Raw genomic sequence first — 19,228 nt, forward strand, 5'->3', positions numbered from 1 at the left:
GAACCTCACTCGATCACACCGGTCAGGTCGAACTCGGCGAGTACCTGGGCGACAACCTCGCGCAGACGGTCCCTGGTGTTGTCCAGGCCCGGCTGGTAAGCGACCACCGAGATGGTGATCTGCTCGCCGACACGTCCCGAGACCAGGGTGAGTATCCCGTGCCGGCGCTCGAGCGCCTCCCGGGTGGTGTACCTGTCGACGCCGCGAAGGTTGATGTATTCAGCCGGGGTGCCGTCGATGCGCAGCAGGTCGGCGGTGAGGTCCCCCATGTTGGAACACGACACCGGCAGGTCCTCGGAGAACCCGAACGTCATGTCCACGGTCTTGGCGAAGGCCCGCTTGGGCAGGAACGGGATCAGCGGCAGCAGGGCCACCATCTCGTCGGGCACGTCGCGGGCAGTCTTGAGGCCCTGCCGGATCGCCGCGCGGGCGCCGGAGAGATCCTTGGTCACCTGGGTGGGGTCGAAGCTGACGTTGGCGATGGACACCATGTTGCCGCCGGTGTCGTCGGCGTCCTGGCGTTCGCTGACCGGAATCATCAGGGTGACGACACCGTCGGAATCGCGCACCCGGCCCTGATGCTCGGCCAGCTTCGCGCAGAACCCCGCCAGCAGCGAATAGGAGTTCCCGCCAAGGCTTTCCGCGCGGGCGTCCCAGTCCTTGCCGTCGATGTAGACGGCCACGTTGGGAACGTGAACCTGCTGCGCACCGCCGGAGACGACGGCCGGCTGGGCCGGCTTGGGCCGCACCAGTTCATGCCGGCGGGCCAGCCCCACCTTGACCGCCCGGCCCAGGGTTCTGGCGATCTCGGGAAAGTCCCTGGCGGTCTGGCGCAGATCGGCGACAACCGCCCGTCGCCGGGTCCGCGAACCCGCGGGTGGATAGCCGAGGTTGCGGTCCTTGCCCTGGATCGTGTCGATGGCCCTACCGATGAAGCCGCCACCGTCGGCCACGCAGTGCGTCACCACGACGCTGACCGCCGTCGAACCATCGGCGAAACGCTGCACACCCATCCGCCAGCCCGGACCGCGTTCGGGGTCGATGGGCAGTTGCAGGTGTTCGTTCACCCACGCGAACAGCTCGTCGCGGGGGCGCGTCGAGTCGTCCATGTCGATACCGCACTGCGGACCCGGCGCGGCTACCCAGCGATGCCGACCGAACGGGACGGGCGAGCGTTCGATGTGCCGCGCGACCAGTCCCTGCCCGAACTCGGCGTGAAAGCGCCGCAGACCGTCCATGTCGACTGGATGTTCGTACGTCCAGACGATCTGCATGACCGCTTCTTCGCCGGTTCCGCGCAAAGCCAGGAGCAACGCCTGGTCGGTGTAGGGCACCACATTGTCCGAAACCCCGGCCACTGGGATCAGACCGTCGCCTTGGGTATCCGCGGAGACGACAGCGATTCGGCGCGCCCGTCGGCCACCCGCAGGTAAGTGCACTTCATCTGCTCGACGAACTCCGCGATCGACTCGCGGGCGATCGGGTTGTCCGGGTAGGCCACCGTGATGATGGTGCCGTTGGCGCGCCGGTTGACCCACATCCCGACCTGGTTGGCCGCCCCGAGGTCGGTGTAGAGCCGGCCGTTGAGACCGTGCCACTGCGACATGATCATCGGGTTCAGCGGCGGCAGGCCGACGTCGAGATAGGACAGCATCGGAACGCCGGCGCCCGGCTTGCGGATCTGTGGCAGCGACTCGGCCAGCTCGAAGACACGCTCGATGGGCACGTTGGCTATCGGCATACCGGAGTCGAAGGACTCCTGGGCGGCCTTGGCGACCTCGGCGAAGGACCGCGCCGCGACCGGCACCGACAGCGGGACCAGCCCGGTGAACCAGCCCGTGGTCACGAACTCTTCGGGAGTGCTGCGAGTGGTGGTCGGCGTGATCACGTAGTAGGTGTCGTCACCGGTGAGCTCGCGATGCGCGATCGCAGCGCAGGCAAACACGCCACCGATGAACCGGACCCCGGCCGCGGTGCAGGCCGACTCGAACCGGTCGGTCTCGTGATCGTCCATCAACTGGACGGTGAGCAGATCGCCCGTGCAGGGTTCCGACGAATCACCAAGCGGCAGAGGGAAAGTCGGCAACGAACCGCCCGCGTCCTCCAGGAACTCGATCCACTTGCGGACATCCGGCGACTCCAGCGTCAGCTTGGAGGTGAACTCGTGCTGACGGACGCAGTAGTCGTGGTAGCTGCCGGCGTCGGGCAGCTTAATGGGCGCACCGCCCCCGGCAAGCGCCTCGTAGTTCATGTGCAGCTCGACGAACAACGCCACCATGAACATGGCGTCGGCGTGCAGGTGGTCGATGCTGACGTAGAAGGTGAAGTGGTCGGCACGCTGAATCACACCGAAGCGGAAGCAATCCCACTGCAGCGGGCTGGGCGTACCCAGGACATGCTCACGCCACTGCGACGCCGTCATCTCCCCCTGTTTGGTGGCGACGAACTGGATGTCGGCCGGGTTGCTCACGGTGTGCCGGACCACGCGGTCGTCGTCGTCGAAGTCGAACCAGCTGTGGTAGGTGTCATGGCGGCGCAGGTAGGAGTTGATGACGTAGGTCATCGCGCGGATGTCGCACCGGCCGGGCATGTTCCAGGCAGGGATGAGCAGCCGGGCCATCTCCAGACCGTTCGCCGAATGCTGGCGATATGTGCGAATGTGCTGTTCCTGCTGATAGCTGGCAGGCACATCGCTGACCGGGGCGTCCTGAAGCTTCTTCAGGCACGCCGGTGACGGACTCCACGAAGTGACCGTCCCCGGCGCGTCGACCCAGTCATGGATTGCAGTGAGTGCAACCACTCTGTTGTTCCCCTATTCGCGCCTGTCAGCGGGATGAAGCTGACGAAATCACACCGGCCAACGTCTCGCACAGGCCCTCGGCCAGCGCCCGGACGGTCGTGATGTCCATCGACCGCACTCGGATGCCCGTCTCGGTTTCGATCCGGGTACGCAGTTCGAGATTGCCCAGCGAGTCCAGACCATACTCGGAAATCGGCCGGTCCGGGTCGATCGAGCGGCGCAAGATCAGGCTGAGTTGCTCGGAGACCAGTCGCCGGACCCGGGTGGGCCACTCGTCGCGCGGCAGCGTGTGCAGCTCGGCACGGAACGTGCTGGTGTCAGTCGGCCGGTCCGAGCTAGACGCGAACGCCTCGGCGAACGGGCTGCGCTGCGCGAGATCGGTGAGCCACGGCGTGCCGATCAGCGGCGCGTAACCGCTGTAAGCGCGGTCGTGACGCAACAGCGCCTCGAAGGCGTGCGCACCTTCCTCCGGGCTGATCATCGCGGTGTCGCCACCGGCGGCCAGGTGCTTGCCGGCACCGATCTCGTCCCACGCCGCCCACGCGATCGCGGTGGCGGGCAGGCCCTGCGAACGGCGCCACTGGGTGAAGCCGTCGAGCCAGCTGTTGGCCGCGGCGTACGCGCCCTGACCCGGCGAACCCATCAGGGCTGCCGCCGAGGAGAACGAGCAGAACCAGTCCAGCGGCTGGGCCGTGGTGGCCCGGTGCAGATGCCAGGCGCCGTACACCTTCGGCGCCCAGTCCCGGTCCACCAGTTCGTCGGTGATGTTGGTCAGGATGGCGTCCTCGACCACGGCGGCCGCGTGCAGCACGCCGCGAACCGGAAGACCGGTCGCGGTGGCGGCCGCCACCAGGCGGTCCACCGTCTCGGCCTGCGCGATGTCACCGGTGACGACCTCGACCTGGGCGCCGGAGGCGCGCATCCGCGCGATCTCCTCCAGTGCCTCTGGCTTCGGCTGCGAGCGGGAGTTCAGCACGATGCGTCCGCAACCGTTCGCGGCCATCTTGGCACCCAGGAACAAGCCCAGGCCGCCGAGACCGCCGGTGATGATGTAGGAGCCGTCCCGGCGGAAGACCTGGGCCTGCTCAGGCGGAACCACGACGTTGCTGTGGCCGACCTTGGGCACCGAGAGCAGCAGCTTGCCGGTGTGCTCGGCGGCACCCATCACGCGGATGGCGGTGGCCGCGTCGGCCAGCGGGTAGTGCGTGGTCTCCGGCTGCGGCAGGACACCCTCGGCGGTCAACCGGTAGACGGTGTCGAGCAGCTCGCGGATCTGCTCCGGGTGGGTGCTGGCCATCAGAGCCAGGTCGACACCGTAGAAGGACAGGTTGCGACGGAACGGGAACAGGCCCATCCGAGTGTCGCCGTAGATGTCCTTCTTGCCGATCTCGACGAACCGCCCACCGAAGGCCAGCAGTTCCACGCCGGCCCGCTGCGAGGCACCGGTCAAAGAGTTCAGCACGATATCAACGCCGTAGCCGTCGGTGTCCCGGCGGATCTGGTCGCCGAACGCGGCGCTACGCGAGTCGTAGACATGCGTGATGCCCATGGCGCGCAGCATGTCCCGGCGTTCCTCGGTGCCCGCCGTGGCGTAGATCTCGGCGCCGGCAGCCCGGGCGATGGCGATCGCGGCCTGCCCGACACCGCCGGTGGCGGAGTGGATCAGCACCTTGTCGCCGGCCTTGATGTGCGCCAGGTTGTGCAGGCTGTACCAGGCGGTGGCCGAGGCGGTGGTCACCGCGGCCGCCTGATCGTCACGCAGGCCGGCGGGCAGGGTCACTGCCACATCGGCGTCGCAGGTGACGAAGGAGCCCCAGCAGCCGTTGGTCGACATGCCGCCGACATGGTCACCGACCCGGTGGGAGGTGACCTGCGGGCCGACCGCGGTCACCACGCCGGCGAAGTCCAGACCCAGCTGGGGCTGCAGGCCCTCGAAGCTCGGGTAGCGGCCGAAGGCCAGCAGGACGTCGGCGAAGTTGAGGCTGGAGGCCGTGACGGCGACCTCGATCTGACCCGGTCCCGGCGGGATGCGGTCGAACGCAGCCAGTTCCAGGGTCTCGATGTCACCGGGGGTGCGGATCTCCAGGCGCATGCCGTCGCGGGCGTGGTCGACCACGGTGGTGTAGCGCTCGTCGGGCCGCAGCGGGCTCGGGTAGAGGTGCGCGGTGTACCACTGTCCCTGGCGGAACGCGGTCTCGTCTTCCTCACTGCCGGTGAGCAGCTGGGCTGCCATCAGCTTGGCCTCGGTGGCGTCGTCGACGTCGATCTGGGTGGGCCGCAACTGCGGGTGCTCGGCACCGATCACGCGCAGCAGACCACGCAGGCCGGCCTGCTCCAGGTTCGGCCGCTCGTCGGCGAGCACGGTCTGGGCATTGCGGGTCACGACATAGAGCCGGGGCGGTTCGCCTGCGGTCTCGGCCAGCTCGCGGGCGATGCGCACCAGGTGGCGCACCTGCTCGCCACCGCGGTGCGGCAGCTGCTCCTCGGGGCAGCCGTTGCGCGCCGGGGTCACGACGACGACGTTGTCGAAGCCGCCTTCGGAGAAGTGCGAGCTCAGAAGCTCGGCGTTGTAGGCGTGGTCGGCGTGCTGCGGCCACGACATGGTGGTCACGTCGGCGTCGTTGAGCTTGAGCGCGTCGGTCAGCGCCGAGGCCAGCATGTCAGCGGCATCGGAGGTGCTGACGACCAGCCAGGTCGCCGAGTTGGCGTGGGTGACCTCGGTGAGCTGCTGCTGGCGCCACTCGACGGCCAGCAGACGCTCGTTGAGCACCCGGTCGCCCTCGTTGGCCTCGGACATGCCGCTGCCCATGCGCAGACCCTGGACACCGAACAGCACGGTGCCGTAGTCGTCGAGGAGCTCGATGTCGGCCTCCACCGAGGAGCCGTCGAGCGAGGACAGCTTGGTCAGGCAGTACCGCGCATTGCGGGTCGGGCCGTGCACCCGCAGCCGGCGCACACCCAGCGGCAACAGCAGCCCGCCGGTGCCGGAGGACTGCACGCCCGGATGGGCGGCGACCGACTGGAAGCAGGCGTCCAGCAGGGCGGGATGCACTCCGTAGGCGGTCTGCTGGTTGCGGATCGAGGACGGCAGGCCGATCTCGGCCAGCACGGTGTCGGCCGACTCGTCGCCGGCGTTGACGGCCACCAGGCCGGTGAACGCCGGGCCGAACTGCACGCCGCGGCCGTCGAACCAGGTGCGGACCTCGCCGCCGTCGGCACGGTTGGGGTGCGCCGCCAGCAGTTCATCCAGGTCGTAGGAGTGCGGCTGATCGTCGGAGTCGGCGGCATGCAGCACCGCGCTGGCCCGACGTTCCCGCTCGCCGTCCTGGTCGGTCTCGACCACGAACTCCAGGACACCGGGTGCCCGGGCCGAGGCCACGGCGCTGACCGGGGTCTCGTCCTCGAGCAACAGCATCGCGTCGAACGTCACATCGCGGACCTCGGCGCCCTCACCGAGGGCGGTGCGTGCCGCGGCCAGGGCCATCTCGCAGTAGGCGGCGCCGGGCAATGCCGGCACGTTGTTGATCTGGTGGTCGACCAGCCACGGCAGCGCGGCGGTGCCGACCTCGGCCGCCCAGGCGTGCCGCTCGGGATCCTCGAGCAGGCGGACGTGGGAACCGAGCAGCGGGTGGGTGGCCACCAGGTGGGCACCGCGGGCCTGCTGGTCGCCGCCCTCGGCGGCCAGCACCATGCTGCGGTGCGTCCAGGTCGGCAGCGGTGCGTCGACCAGGTGCCCGGCCGGGTACAGCACCGAGAAGTCCACCTGCGCGCCGGCCGAGTACAGGTTGCCCAGGAACTCACCGAGTCCATGCGGCACTTCCTGACCGCGACGCATGCCGGCGACGGCGGCCACCGAGATGTCCAGGGTCGCGGCGGTCTGGTCGATCGGGCGGGTCAGCAGCGGATGCGGGGCCAGCTCGCCGAACACCCGGAAGCCGTCCTCGAGCGCGGTCTGCACGGCCGCCGAGAAACGCACGGTGTGGCGCAGGTTGTCGACCCAGTAGTCGGCGTCGCAGTACGGCTGCTCGCGCGGGTCGAACGAGGTGGCCGAGTAGTACGGGATCTCCGGGGCCATCGGGGTGATGTCGGCGAGCATCTCCGACAGCTCGTCGAGGATCGGCTCGACCTGAGGCGAGTGCGACGCGACGTCGACGTTGACCTCGCGGGCCATGATCTCGCGCTGCTCCCACGCCGCGACGATGTCGCGGACGGTCTGGGTGGCGCCGCCGATCACCGTCGAGTTCGGAGACGCCACGACGGCGACCACGACGTCTTCGATGCCCTGCTTCTCGAGTTCCTCACGCACCTGCTGTGCGGGCAGCTCGACCGAGGCCATCGCACCGCCGCCGGCCAGCCGCAAGCACAGCAGCGAGCGACGGCAGATGACCTTGACGCCGTCCTGCAGCGACAGTGCGCCGGAGACGACGGCGGCGGCGACCTCGCCGAGCGAGTGGCCGATGACCGCGCCCGGCGCCACGCCGTAGGCCTTCATCGTCGCGGCCATGGCGACCTGCATCGCGAAGATGGCCGGCTGGACCTTGTGGATGCCCTCGACGGTTTCGGGGGCGGTGATGGCCTCGGTGATCGAGAACCCGGACTCCGTGGCGATCAGCGGTTCGAGTTCGGCGATCTTGGCGGCGAAGACGGGTTCGGTGGACAGCAGCCCCACCCCCATCGAGGCCCACTGCGAGCCTTGACCGGAGAAGATCCACACCGGCCCGCGGTCGTCGTGTCCGACGGCGGCCTGGTAGGGGTCGTCGCCCTTGGCGACTTCACGGAGCCGCTCGACCAGTTCGGCGCGGTCCGAGGCGATGACGGCGGTGCGCACCGGGCGGTGTCCGCGGCGACGTGCCAACGTGTAGGCCAGGTCACCCAGCGACAGGTCGCCTGCGCTGTTCTCCACCCAGTCGGCCAGCCGCTCGGCGGTACGCCGCAGCTCGTCGGCGGAGGTGGAGCACACCGGGAAGACCAGCAGGCCGGTGTCGGCGTCGGTGCCGTTGGCAGCATCGGCGGCGTCCGCTGCAGGCGCCTGCTCGAGCACGGCGTGGACGTTGGTGCCCGACATGCCGTACGACGAGACCGCCGCGCGGCGGGGAGCACCCTCGCCGGTGGGCCAATCGGTGGCCTCGGTCGGGACGAACAGACCGGTTTCGACCTTGGCCAGATGATCGGGCAGACGGTTGAAGTGCAGGTTCTGGGGAACGACACCGTGATGCACCGATAGCACGGCCTTCATCAGGCCCAGCACGCCGGCGGCGGACTCGGCGTGGCCGAAGTTGCTCTTGACCGAGGTCAGAGCGCACGGGCCGGTGATGCCGTAGACGCTGGAGATGCTGTTGAACTCTTTGGTGTCACCCACCGGCGTGCCGGTGCCGTGACCCTCGACCATGCCGACGGTGGCGGGATCGACGTCGGCAGCGACCAGCGCGGCCTTGAAGACCGAGACCTGCGCCTCGGTCGACGGGGTGAGGATGTTCTCGGTGCGGCCGTCCTGGTTGGAGGCGGTGCCCTTGATGACAGCCAGGATCCGGTCGCCGTCGCGCTCGGCGTCGTCCAGACGCTTGAGCATGACGATGCCGCAGCCTTCGGCACGGACGAAGCCGTCGGCGGCGACGTCGAAGGCGTGGCAATGGCCTGTCGGCGACAGCATGCCCTGGCCGGAGGCCGAAGCGTACAGCCGCTGATCGAGCATGAGCATGACGCCGCCGGCGAGTGCCATGTCACTCTCGCCCTCGTGCAGGCTGCGGCAGGCCGCGTGGACGGCCACCATGCTCGACGAGCAGGCGGTGTCCATAGTCAGGGCCGGACCCTGCAGACCCAGGGCATGGGAGATACGGCCGGAGGCCATGCTGAACGGCGTGCCGGTGAAGGCGTAGGCCTGGTCGTAGGCACCCGCGGCGCTGGTGAGCATCGCGTAGTCGTCGTGCGACATGCCGATGAAGACACCGGTCGACGTGCCGGACATCTCGGCAGGGGTGTGCCCGGAGTGCTCCACGGCTTCCCACGCGGTCTCCAGCAGCATGCGGTGCTGCGGGTCCATCGCGGTGGCCTCGCGTTCGTTGATGCCGAAGAAGTCGGGATCGAAGCCCGTGACGTCGTCGACGAACGCGCCCCAGCGCGACACCGACCGTCCCGGCACGCCGGGTTCCGGGTCGTAGTACTCGTCGGCGTCCCACCGGTCGGCGGGAATCTCGGTGACGAGGTCAGCGCCCTCCAGTAACGCCTCCCACAGCTTGTGTGGCGAGTCGATCCCTCCGGGCAGCCGGCAGGCCATACCAACGACTGCAATCGGGGTGACAGATGTCTCTCGCACGTCCGCTCACACCTCACTCTTCGTCAACACGGGGCAAGGCAACCTGCCCGATTCGGGTTCAGAACCGTCAAGGGAAGTTGCCAACGTGATCGGTAGCTTAGCGGCTTTTTCTAACGACGGCGACAAATGTTTTTCGATTTTGATTGGGGATTGGGCAATGTTACCGTGCTCGACAAGCCCGCCACCTGCAGCAACGGCTATCCGGTAGCTGAACTTTCTGCAACTCGTAGCGAAAAATTCCCCGAAATACCCGTTCCGGCCACCGGGAAAAAGCCTCTGAGCAGGCATTTTGCCTAAGCAAAGAGGGGCGGGCCGCGGCGCCGTGGCGCCGGAAGCCACCGCCAGCCGGGCCCCGGGCACCGTTGCAGCGGGTGACCTGCCGCAAGGTCAGCGTAATTCGCACAATATGCCTCGACAGCAAATTCTTGATCCGAGTTTCGCAACGCGTCAGCATGGTGGCGGAGGAACACCCCCACCGGCGCCAATGAATAACGCGGTTACTCGGCCGTTCGGGCCAACCTGTGAGGGGCGCCACACAGGTATTCCTGAGAGTTTCCGCTATTGCGGCTCAGCTTTCTGAACGACTGCTACCTGGGATTTCCTGTCACCGCCAGCACAGATGGCAACTGACCTGAGAGTAGCCTGAGAATTACGTCTCAGCTGTTCATTATGCGTGATTCAGGACACACTCAGGACGATCAGAACACAACGGTTATCGGATAATTCCGGCGCTTTTTGACGAGTCAGCAAATGCTTTTTGCTAAACCCACAGGCTATTCGGCATTAATTGACTATACCGCTCGTGGAATTGCACCCGAGGCGCCCGGAAAGGGCCTCTGAGTGACGATTGTCACTGGCAGTCAAAGGGGGTATGAGGGGTGGGTTGAAGTTAGCTGTGAGCCAGATATGAGAACTGTCGGAGCCCTCTGGACACGGCGAGTCGGGCGCGACACGCCGATGTCGCGACACGGCCGGAGGCCGCTGAATGAGCGATTCGGCGGCGGGCGTCAGCCCGCAACGACCCCTGCGGTCCGGGGTGCGAACGTCGCACCGAACTCCCGGACAGGTTCGAAACCGTGCTTGCGCGCCGCCGCTGCGCCATGGCGGATCAGGGCGGCCGTGGCCACGAAACCCGCCTGGTCGGTCACGACGAACGGCGTGAGAAGACGGTTGTGTACGTACCCGAACGCCAAACCCTTGTCCGGCATCGCCCAGCCGAGCGAGCCGCCCAGTCCGACGTGCCCAAAACCGGGCAGCACGCCGGGGAACGGCAACGAGTGATAGCCCAGATGGAACGCCATCGGCAGGATCAGATTGCGGTCCGGAGCCAGGCTCGGCCGCCCGGTCAAGCCCGCGACCAGGTCAGCGGACAGATACCGGCGGCCGTCGATCTCGCCGCCGTTGGCGATCGCGCCGTACATGCGGGCCAGGCTGCGCGCGGTGGCCACCCCATTGGCCGAGGGCAACTCGCTGTCGAGCAGCGGCATGTCCCCCTGCACCACGGCTTTCATCCCCGGGAAGTACATCGACCCGAAGATGGCCGACACCTCGAGAGCCGCAACCCGGGGCGCTATCGCATTGAACAGCGGGTTGGGGATGTTGAGCTGCGGCCCGACGATGTGCGCAGCCAATGTCGGGGCGCCCAGTGGCGGCCGGCCCAAGTGGATGCCGTCAGTGTTGAGCGGCTCGGCCACCTCGGTTCGGATCAGCTCCCGCATCCCCTTGCCGGTGACGGCACGGGCCAGGCCGGACAGCAGCCAGCCGTAGGTGATCGCGTGGTAGGCCGGCTTGCCGAAGTGCCTGCCGACGGGGGCCGCGGCGATCCGCTCCTCCATATGCAGGTGGTCGAGCAGCTCGCGCTTGCGCACGCCGCGCAGGTTGGCCAGCCCGGCGCGATGACGCATCACATCGCGCACGGTGATCTGGGCCTTGCCGTTGGCGCCGAACTCCGGCCAGTACTCGGCGACAGGCGCGTCATAGTCGATCAAGCCGCGGTCGACGAGGCGGTGGATGACCGTGGAGGCGACACCCTTGGTCGCCGAGAACACCATGGCGCCGGTATCGGCCGACCAGTGCACGCGTCCGCGGCGGTCTGACCAGCCGGTCCAGACGTCGACCACGGGCCGGCCGTCGAGGTAGACCGCCAGTGCCCCGCCGCCGAAGCGCGGATGCGGAAACAGGCTCGCAAAGCTGCGCACGGCATAGGCGAAGTTCGGGTCCGCCGCGCCCTGCACCCCGCGCGGCAGCACCGAAGACTCACGCGTCACCTGTGTCACAGGAAGAAATTTAACCGGCCTAAGCAGCACCGCACCGAAATGTTGCCAATTCGTTAAGTGCGCAGCGGCCCGTCAGCTTGACTGTGCGGCGGCATCCAGGATCTGCTGCGCGGCCAGGGCGGGCGTCAGTTCACCCTCCCGAACCTGCCGTTCGATCTCGGCGCGCCTGCTCTTCACGGCGGGATGCCTCAGCACCCGGTCGAGCACCGCGTCGCGGACCATCGACCACGTCCAGTCGACCTGCTGGGCACGGCGGCGCGCGTCGAACTGCCCGGCCGCGGTCAGCACATCGCGGTGTTTGAGGACGGTGTCCCACAGCTCGCGCAAGCCGGTGCCCTGCAGCGCACTCATCGTCAAGACTGGTGGACGCCAGAGTGTTTCGCGCGGATAGATCAACCGAATTGCGGCCGAGAGCTCCCGCGCGGCCGCGTTGGCCTCGATGGCGTGTTCGCCGTCGGCCTTGTTGACCACGACGATGTCGGCCAACTCCAGGACACCCTTCTTGATGCCCTGCAGCTGGTCACCGGTGCGGGCCAGGGTCAGGAACACGAAGGTGTCCACCATGTTGGCCACGGTCACCTCGGACTGACCCACCCCGACGGTTTCGACCAGGATGACGTCGAAGCCGGCGGCTTCGAGGAGCACGATCGTCTCCCGGGTCGCCTTGGCCACCCCGCCGAGGGTTCCCGACGTGGGCGACGGACGGATATAGGCCTCGGGGTGCACGGCCAGCCGCGCCATCCGGGTCTTGTCCCCCAGGATCGAACCGCCGGTTCGGGTCGACGACGGGTCGACCGCGAGCACCGCCACCCGGTGGCCCTGCTCGATCAGGTACATGCCGAGCGCTTCGATGGTGGTCGACTTGCCGACCCCCGGCACGCCGGTGATACCGACGTGCAGGGCCTTGCCGGCGTCCGGCGTCAACTCCAGAAGCAGGCGCTGGGCCTGCTCGCGGTGATCTGCCCGGGTCGACTCCACCAGTGTGATGGCCCGGGACAGGGCCGCCCGGTCACCGCTGCGGATGGCCCCGGCCAGGGCGGCGACGTTGGAGAGCATCAGGAGAGGTCGTAGCCCAGCCGGTCGGCCAACTTGTGCAGCAGGTCGACCGCGGCGTCGGCGATCACCGTGCCGGGCGGGAAGATCGCGGTGGCTCCGGCGGCGTAGAGCTCGTCGAAGTCGCCCGGCGGGATGACGCCGCCCACCACCACCATGATGTCGGGCCTGCCCACGTCGGCCAGCGCGTCGCGCAGCGCGGGAACCAGCGTCAGGTGGCCCGCTGCCAGGGACGACACCCCGACCACGTGGACGTCGTTGTCGGCGGCCTGGCGCGCGACCTCGTCCGGCGTGGAGAACAGCGAACCCACGTCGACGTCGAAGCCGATGTCGGCGAAGGCGGTGGCGATGACTTTCTGTCCGCGGTCGTGCCCGTCCTGGCCCATCTTGGCGACCAGGATGCGCGGCCGGCGCCCGTCGGCCTCGGCAAACTTCTCCACCAGTCGGGTGGCTTCGGATAGTCCGGCGATGGTTCCTCCCGCCCCTACTTCGTCACGGTATACACCGGAGATGGTGCGGATCTCGGCCTGATGCCTGCCGTATACCTTCTCCAACGCGTCGGAGATCTCGCCGAGGGTGGCCTTGGCCCGTGCGGCGTCGATCGCCAGTGCTAGCAGGTTGTTACCCAGACCATCGTCGCCCGCACTTCCGGAGGCGCCCGCTGCCCTGGTCAATTCATCCAGCGCCGCCTGACAGGCCGTCTCGTCCCGCTCACTGCGCAGCTGGACCAGCTTGGCGAGCTGCTCGGCCCGCACCCGGCTGTTCTCGACCTTGAGGACCTCGATCTCCTGATCCTCGGCGACCTGGTACTTGTTCACACCGATCAGCGGCTGCGCACCGGAGTCGATGCGCGCTTGGGTACGCGCCGCTGCTTCCTCGATGCGTAGCTTGGGGATGCCCTCGCTGATGGCTTGCGCCATGCCACCGTGCGCGGCGACCTCGGCGATATGGGCCCGGGCCTTCTCGGCCAGCTGGTGGGTCAGCCACTCCACGTAATAGGAGCCGGCCCACGGATCGATCGGCCGGGTGGTGCCGGACTCCTGCTGCAGCAGCAACTGGGTGTTGCGGGCGATGCGGGCCGAGAAGTCGGTCGGCAGCGCCAGCGCCTCGTCGAGGGCGTTGGTGTGCAGCGACTGGGTGTGCCCCTGGGTCGCGGCCATCGCCTCGATGCAGGTGCGTGCGACGTTGTTGAACACGTCCTGGGCGGTCAGCGACCAGCCCGAGGTCTGTGAGTGGGTGCGCAGCGACAGCGATTTCGAGCTCTTGGCACCGAACCCGGCGACCAGCTCGCTCCACAGGAGACGGCCTGCGCGCAGCTTGGCCACCTCCATGAAGAAGTTCATCCCGATGCCCCAGAAGAAGGACAGCCGCGGAGCGAACTTGTCGATATCCAGACCCGCGTCCAAACCGGCCTTGAGGTAGTCGACACCGTCGGCCAGCGTGTAAGCCAGCTCGAGATCGGCTGTGGCACCGGCCTCTTGGATGTGATAGCCCGAGATCGAGATGGAATTGAACTTCGGCATCTTGGCGCTGGTGTAGGCGAAGATGTCGGAGATGATCCGCATCGATGGCTTGGGCGGATAGATGTAGGTGTTGCGGACCATGAACTCTTTGAGGATGTCGTTCTGGATGGTCCCGGCCAGCTTCTCGGGCGGCACACCCTGTTCCTCGGCCGCGACCACGTACAGCGCCAGGATCGGCAGCACCGCGCCGTTCATGGTCATCGACACCGACACCGCTGACAGGTCGATACCGTCGAAGAGTTGCCGCATGTCCAGGATGGAATCGATGGCAACCCCGGCCATCCCGACGTCGCCCTGCACGCGCGGGTGGTCTGAGTCGTAGCCACGGTGGGTGGCCAGGTCGAAGGCGACCGACAGGCCCTTCTGGCCGGCAGCGAGGTTGCGGCGATAGAAGGCATTGGAGTCGGCAGCCGTCGAGAACCCGGCGTACTGGCGGATCGTCCACGGCTGGTTGACGTACATCGTCGGGTACGGGCCGCGGATGAATGGCGGCTCACCCGGGAAGCTGTCGAGCGGATACCCCTGCGCGACCACCGCATCACGATCAGCCCCGACGTACACCGGTTTGACCGCGATACCTTCTGGGGTCTGCCACTGGAGCTGCTCGGCGACATAGCCGTGAGCAGCCGCGGCTGTTGAAATGTGCTGCGACACATCACTTTCGGTCGGTGGCGTGACGGTTTTGTCACCGTGCAGCGGCACGTCGGCGAAGCTGGGTACCGCAGCCGTGGTGTTGGCGACTTCGGACTGAGTCATAGGAGTCAGGCCCCCAATCGGGTGAGCAGGGACGAAAGCGCTTCGACGGCATCGATCTTCGCGGTCAGATACCCGTCGGGTCTGGCGTCGGCGGGGTTGTCCGCGACCGCCTTCTCCGGACCGGCCAGCAGGATGTGCTCGAGTCCGGCTGACCGTGCGGCCTGGACGACCGCGGCGCTGTCGGTGCCGTAGCGGGCGTCGGTGCCGCAGATGACCGCGACGGACGCGCCGGCGTCGGCGACCGCGGCAGCCACCCCGGCGGCGTCGACGGTTCCCGGGTTCACGGTGTCGATGCCACCCGACGCGAGCAGGTTGGCGGCGAAGGTGGCCCGGATGTTGTGCTCGGCAAGCGGACCCAGCGGCAGCAGCACCACGGCCGGGCGTGATCCGGTGCGCTCCAGGTAGGCGTCGGACCGGTCTCGCAGCGCCTCGAATCCGGCGGCGTAACGCTGCACGGCCGCTGACGAGTCACTGCGCGGCAGAACAGGTTCGGTGAGGTTCGGGAATTCGTTGACGCCGGTGATGGCGGTGCGCCGGTGGGCGATGTCGTCGGCGCGCCGCGCGCGGACCTGCTCGACCTGCTCGGCGACGTGGTCCCGGGCGGCGACGAATCCGCCGCGGGCCTCGATGTCCTGAAAGTGCGACCATGCCTGGGCGGCAAGGCTTTCGGTGAGATCCTCGACGTACCAGGACCCGCCCGCGGGGTCCAGGACGCGGCCGATGTGGGACTCTTCGAGCAGCAGCAGCTGGGTGTTTCGCGCGATACGCCTGGCGAAATCGGGGCCCACGCCGGGGAATCCGCCAGGGATCGCCACGTCGAAGGTGAGCACCTGCACGGTGTCCGCTCCCCCGACGCCTGCGCCGAAGGCGGCCAGCGTGGTCCGCAGCATGTTCACCCAGGGGTCCCGCTGGGTCATCATCGGCAGCGACGTGACAGCGTGCAGTACCGTCGCACCGCTATGCGGTGCGCCGAGCACCTCGGCGACGCGAGCCCACAGCTGACGGGCCGCGCGGAACTTCGCGATCGTCATGAACTGGTCGTCGTCGGCCACCAGGCGGAAGCTGAGCTGCCGCAGGGCGGCGGCGAGATCGATACCGGCGTCGGTCAGCAACCGCACGTAGTCCACCGCGGCCCCCACCGCGCCGGCGAGTTCCCAGGCCGCGTTCGCGCCCCGGTTGTGCAGGGCCGCGCCGTCGACGGTGATCGCACGCACGCCCGGCTTGCCTGCCAGGTTCGCGGAGACGCTCACGACGTCCTCGACGGCCGCGGCCGCGCGCCCGCTCAGCGGTGCGGTCAGCGGGTCGGCGCCCAGGTCGATCGACATCGTGGCTCGCTTGGAATCATCAGCGCCGGCCACCAACGCCAGCACGGCGTCCGACGCGGCGGTGAAGTCCGCACCCGCGTCGAGGATGACAGGCGCCAGATCCAGGTAGACACCCTCGAGCAGCCGATCGAGATCCGCCGGCGTCACCCCGGCGGCGCCGACGCGCAGCACCAGTGCGCTGACCCCGTTGGCCAGGGCGTCGAGCACCGCCGCGTTACCGTCGGCGACGGCAGCATCGGCCGCCGGAAACGCCTCGGCCACTTTCCATCCCGCGTTCACGTCCCGGTGTGCGTCACCGCCGCGGACGAACGGCCAGACCCCCGGCAGCGGCGGCTCGGGCAGCTCATCGAGCGAGGTGTACAACGGGCGGATCGCAAACCCCTCGTACGTCGGCGAGTCGAGCAGGCGTTCCGGTTCGGCCGGCAGATCAGCGGGATCCCGACGGCTGCTCTTGGCGAGCACACCGGCCACCGCAGTGCGCCAGCGGGCGCGCTCCTCGTCCACCTTCACCGACACCGGCAACTCCTGTTGTCGCAGCATGTGGCGGCCCGTGGCGGGACGCACCATCAGCTACTCAGGCTAAATGATGGCTTGAGCGTTGGCGTCGGCGCGTCGCCACCCGCGGCACGGAACTGGCTTCTCGTCCGCGGGCCGGGCACAAACTGCCCGTAATCTTGGTAAACGTGACGTCGAACGCCCGCACCACGCTGCGCAACGTCACCTCCGCGCTGGTCGCCACCGCGCGTCAGGTGTCTGCCACCCGCATCGTCGTCACCCTCACCGCCATTGTGATTCTCGTCGCAATCGCGGTACTGGTTCCGCTGCCGACCGCCGTCCAACTTCGCGACTGGGCCACCTCGGTCGGCCCGTGGTTCCCGCTGGCATTCCTCGGCGCCCACATCGTCGTCACCGTGTTCCCGTTTCCCCGCACCGCGTTCACCCTGGCGGCCGGCCTGTTGTTCGGCCCGGCGCTCGGGGTGGGTATCGCGGTGGCGGCCAGCACGTGCAGCGCGGTGATCGCGCTGCTGCTGGTGCGCGCCCTGGGCTGGCAGCTCACCAGCGTGGTCAACCATTCGGCGGTCGCCACTGTCGACGCGCGGCTGCGCGCCAGGGGCTGGCCCGCGATCCTGTCGTTGCGGATGATTCCGGCTGTTCCGTTCTCGGTGCTCAACTACGCGGCGGGAGCCTCAGCCGTGCGGCTCGGGCCCTATCTGCTGGCCACGTTCATCGGCCTGCTGCCGGGCACTGCCGCGGTGGTGATCCTCGGGGATGCCCTGACCGGCAACGTCAGTCCGCTGCTCGTGCTGGTCTCGCTGTGCACGGCATCCGTCGGGATCGCAGGGCTGATCTACGAGACCCGGCACTACCGGCGCCACCACCGCCCTGCGCAACCGGCAGCGGACCTGGAGTCCGACACCGAACCGGCGCCGACCAGTTAGCTCTCCGTCGACCCGTGGCGCGGACCCGAGGAATCGGCCTGCTGCTGAGACAGCGGCGGATACTGCATCGGGGGCAGCGGGTCCACCGGCGCCGCCGTCAGCGCGCTGATATCGCTGGAGCGGGCATCGGCGACCGCCGCCGCCACCGCCTGCGCGATCTCCGGATCGGTCTGGGTGTTGAACCAGTCCTTGACCTCGTCGCTGTCGTCCTCGGGCTTGGGCAGGTCGTTGTCCACCGGTGACGGCGTGTAGCGGAACACCCCGTCTTCGCCCGGCGCACCGAGCAGTTTGGTGAAGCCCTGCAGCGCCGAACCGAAGTCGCTGGGCACCACCCACACCTTGTTCGCCTCACCCTTGGCCATCAACGGCAGGGTCTGCAGGTACTGGTAGGCCAACAGCTCCGGTGTGGGCCGGCCGGCCTTGATCGCCGCGAAGGTCTTCTCGATGGCCTTGGCCTGGCCCTGGGCCTGCAGGTACTGGGCGGCCCGCTCACCCTGGGCGCGCAGCATGCGCGACTGCCGGTCGGCCTCGGCGGCCAGGATCGCCGCCTGCTTGGCGCCTTCAGCCGCCAGAATCTGCGCCTGCTTCTGACCCTCGGCCTGCTTGATCGAGGCCTCCCGGGTGCCTTCGGCTGTCAGGATCATGGCGCGCTTCTCGCGGTCGGCCCGCATCTGCTTTTCCATCGAGTCCTGGATCGACGGTGGCGGGTCGATGCTGCGCAACTCCACCCGGGCCACCCGCAGGCCCCAGCGGCCGGTGGCCTCGTCGAGGACACCGCGCAGCTGGCCGTTGATCTGGTCGCGTGAGGTCAGAGTCTGTTCCAGCGTCATGCCGCCGACGACGTTACGCAGGGTGGTGGTGGTCAGCTGTTCGACACCGACGATGTAGTTGCTGATCTGGTAGACCGCGGCCTGCGGATTGGTCACCTGGAAGTAGACGACGGTATCGATGTTGACCGTCAGGTTGTCCTCGGTGATCACCGGCTGCGGCGGGAACGAGACCACCCGTTCCCGCAGGTCGACCCGGGCCCGGATGCGGTCGATGAACGGCACCAGCAGCGTCAGCTGACCCGACACCGTCTTGCTGTATCGGCCCAGCCGTTCGATCACCGCGGCTTCGGCCTGCGGGATCAGCGCGACGGATTTGGCGACGATGATGACGGCGAAGATCACCAGCACCGCCAGCAATACGAGACCGGCTATGGCACCGTCCATTGGAGATTCTCCTTACAGGGTGTGGTCCTGATGTCTCACGCGTTCTTCCAGACGACCGCGGTGGCGCCATCGATGTGCATGACGGTGACGTGGTCGCCGGGTTCATACACATCGTTGTCGTTGTAGGGGCGGGCCGTCCAGACCTCGCCATCGAGCTTGACCTGGCCTTCATGCTGCGTTATCCGGTCGAGCACCAGCGCATTCTTGCCTTCGAGCGCTTTGACCGGATCCTGCATCCCCTCGCCCGGCGTCAGTTTTCGCCGCAGCGCCGGGCGCACCAGGGCGAGCAGCAGGATCGACACCACCAGGAACACCGCGCCATCGGCCCACACCGGCAAGTCGAGAAGCCAGCTCGACGCGGCGGCGGCAAGCGCACCACCGGAAAGCATCAGCAAGAACATGTCACCGGTGAGCGCCTCGGCACCGGCAAGACCCAGGGCGACAATGAGCCAGATCAGCGCCGCGGGCATACCTGCAGGATACGCGGGAATCCGAACGGGCGGTTGAAGAAGGCCAGTTCAAGGTAGAC

At 68.1% G+C, this 19,228-nt stretch carries 10 protein-coding genes; 1 reads left to right on the top strand and 9 read right to left on the bottom strand.

The window, feature by feature from the left end:
• Positions 1–5 precede the first annotated feature (5 nt).
• The 7 genes from HBE64_RS12590 to mutA form a co-directional block, all read right to left on the bottom strand.
• A complete protein-coding gene (locus HBE64_RS12590) occupies positions 6–1,358 on the bottom strand; it encodes a wax ester/triacylglycerol synthase family O-acyltransferase (RefSeq protein WP_243841308.1) in 1,353 nt (450 codons plus the stop codon).
• Between the two features lie 5 nt (positions 1,359–1,363).
• The gene (locus HBE64_RS12595) at positions 1,364–2,800 is read right to left on the bottom strand and encodes a condensation domain-containing protein (protein ID WP_167102375.1); all 1,437 of its coding nucleotides are present in this window, start codon (positions 2,798–2,800) and stop codon (positions 1,364–1,366) included.
• A gap of 25 nt (positions 2,801–2,825) precedes the next feature.
• Positions 2,826–9,074, bottom strand: coding sequence for a type I polyketide synthase (gene pks2, locus HBE64_RS12600; RefSeq protein WP_243841647.1), 6,249 nt, complete (start codon positions 9,072–9,074; stop codon positions 2,826–2,828).
• Positions 9,075–10,120: 1,046 nt separating this feature from the next.
• Positions 10,121–11,389, bottom strand: coding sequence for a serine hydrolase domain-containing protein (locus tag HBE64_RS12605; protein WP_305792187.1), 1,269 nt, complete (start codon positions 11,387–11,389; stop codon positions 10,121–10,123).
• Between the two features lie 72 nt (positions 11,390–11,461).
• The gene (meaB, locus tag HBE64_RS12610; RefSeq protein WP_167102384.1) at positions 11,462–12,445 is read right to left on the bottom strand and encodes a methylmalonyl Co-A mutase-associated GTPase MeaB; all 984 of its coding nucleotides are present in this window, start codon (positions 12,443–12,445) and stop codon (positions 11,462–11,464) included.
• On the bottom strand, positions 12,445–14,721 hold the full coding sequence (scpA, locus tag HBE64_RS12615; RefSeq protein ID WP_167102387.1) for a methylmalonyl-CoA mutase: 2,277 nt from the start codon (positions 14,719–14,721) through the stop codon (positions 12,445–12,447). Before scpA ends, meaB begins: the two co-directional genes overlap by 1 nt.
• A gap of 5 nt (positions 14,722–14,726) precedes the next feature.
• Positions 14,727–16,586, bottom strand: a complete 1,860-nt coding sequence (gene mutA, locus HBE64_RS12620) for a methylmalonyl-CoA mutase small subunit (protein ID WP_167109133.1) — start codon at positions 16,584–16,586, stop codon at positions 14,727–14,729.
• 143 nt (positions 16,587–16,729) lie between these two features.
• On the opposite strand from mutA, the gene HBE64_RS12625 reads away from it, so the two are divergent.
• A complete protein-coding gene (locus HBE64_RS12625) occupies positions 16,730–17,485 on the top strand; it encodes a TVP38/TMEM64 family protein (protein WP_167102391.1) in 756 nt (251 codons plus the stop codon).
• Here the strand turns inward: HBE64_RS12625 and HBE64_RS12630 are convergent.
• Together HBE64_RS12630 and HBE64_RS12635 are read right to left on the bottom strand one after the other, a co-directional pair.
• Positions 17,482–18,699: an SPFH domain-containing protein gene (locus HBE64_RS12630; RefSeq protein ID WP_167102394.1), complete on the bottom strand. Its 1,218-nt coding sequence runs from the start codon at positions 18,697–18,699 to the stop codon at positions 17,482–17,484. The genes HBE64_RS12625 and HBE64_RS12630 overlap by 4 nt on opposite strands.
• A gap of 35 nt (positions 18,700–18,734) precedes the next feature.
• A complete protein-coding gene (locus HBE64_RS12635; protein ID WP_167102397.1) occupies positions 18,735–19,169 on the bottom strand; it encodes an NfeD family protein in 435 nt (144 codons plus the stop codon).
• Positions 19,170–19,228: the final 59 nt, after the last annotated feature.

Origin of the sequence: Mycobacterium sp. DL592 (genome assembly GCF_011694515.1) — a bacterium.
Taxonomy (GTDB): Bacteria; Actinomycetota; Actinomycetes; order Mycobacteriales; family Mycobacteriaceae; genus Mycobacterium.

Excerpts from the sequence above, each read along its gene's own strand:
- HBE64_RS12635 (WP_167102397.1), bottom strand. The coding sequence starts at position 19,169 with ATGCCCGCGGCGCTGATCTGGCTCATTGTCGCCCTGGGTCTTGCCGGT.
- meaB (WP_167102384.1), bottom strand. The coding sequence starts at position 12,445 with ATGCTCTCCAACGTCGCCGCCCTGGCCGGGGCCATCCGCAGCGGTGAC.
- mutA (WP_167109133.1), bottom strand. The coding sequence starts at position 16,586 with ATGCTGCGACAACAGGAGTTGCCGGTGTCGGTGAAGGTGGACGAGGAG.
- scpA (WP_167102387.1), bottom strand. The coding sequence starts at position 14,721 with ATGACTCAGTCCGAAGTCGCCAACACCACGGCTGCGGTACCCAGCTTC.
- HBE64_RS12630 (WP_167102394.1), bottom strand. The coding sequence starts at position 18,699 with ATGGACGGTGCCATAGCCGGTCTCGTATTGCTGGCGGTGCTGGTGATC.
- pks2 (WP_243841647.1), bottom strand. The coding sequence starts at position 9,074 with ATGGCCTGCCGGCTGCCCGGAGGGATCGACTCGCCACACAAGCTGTGG.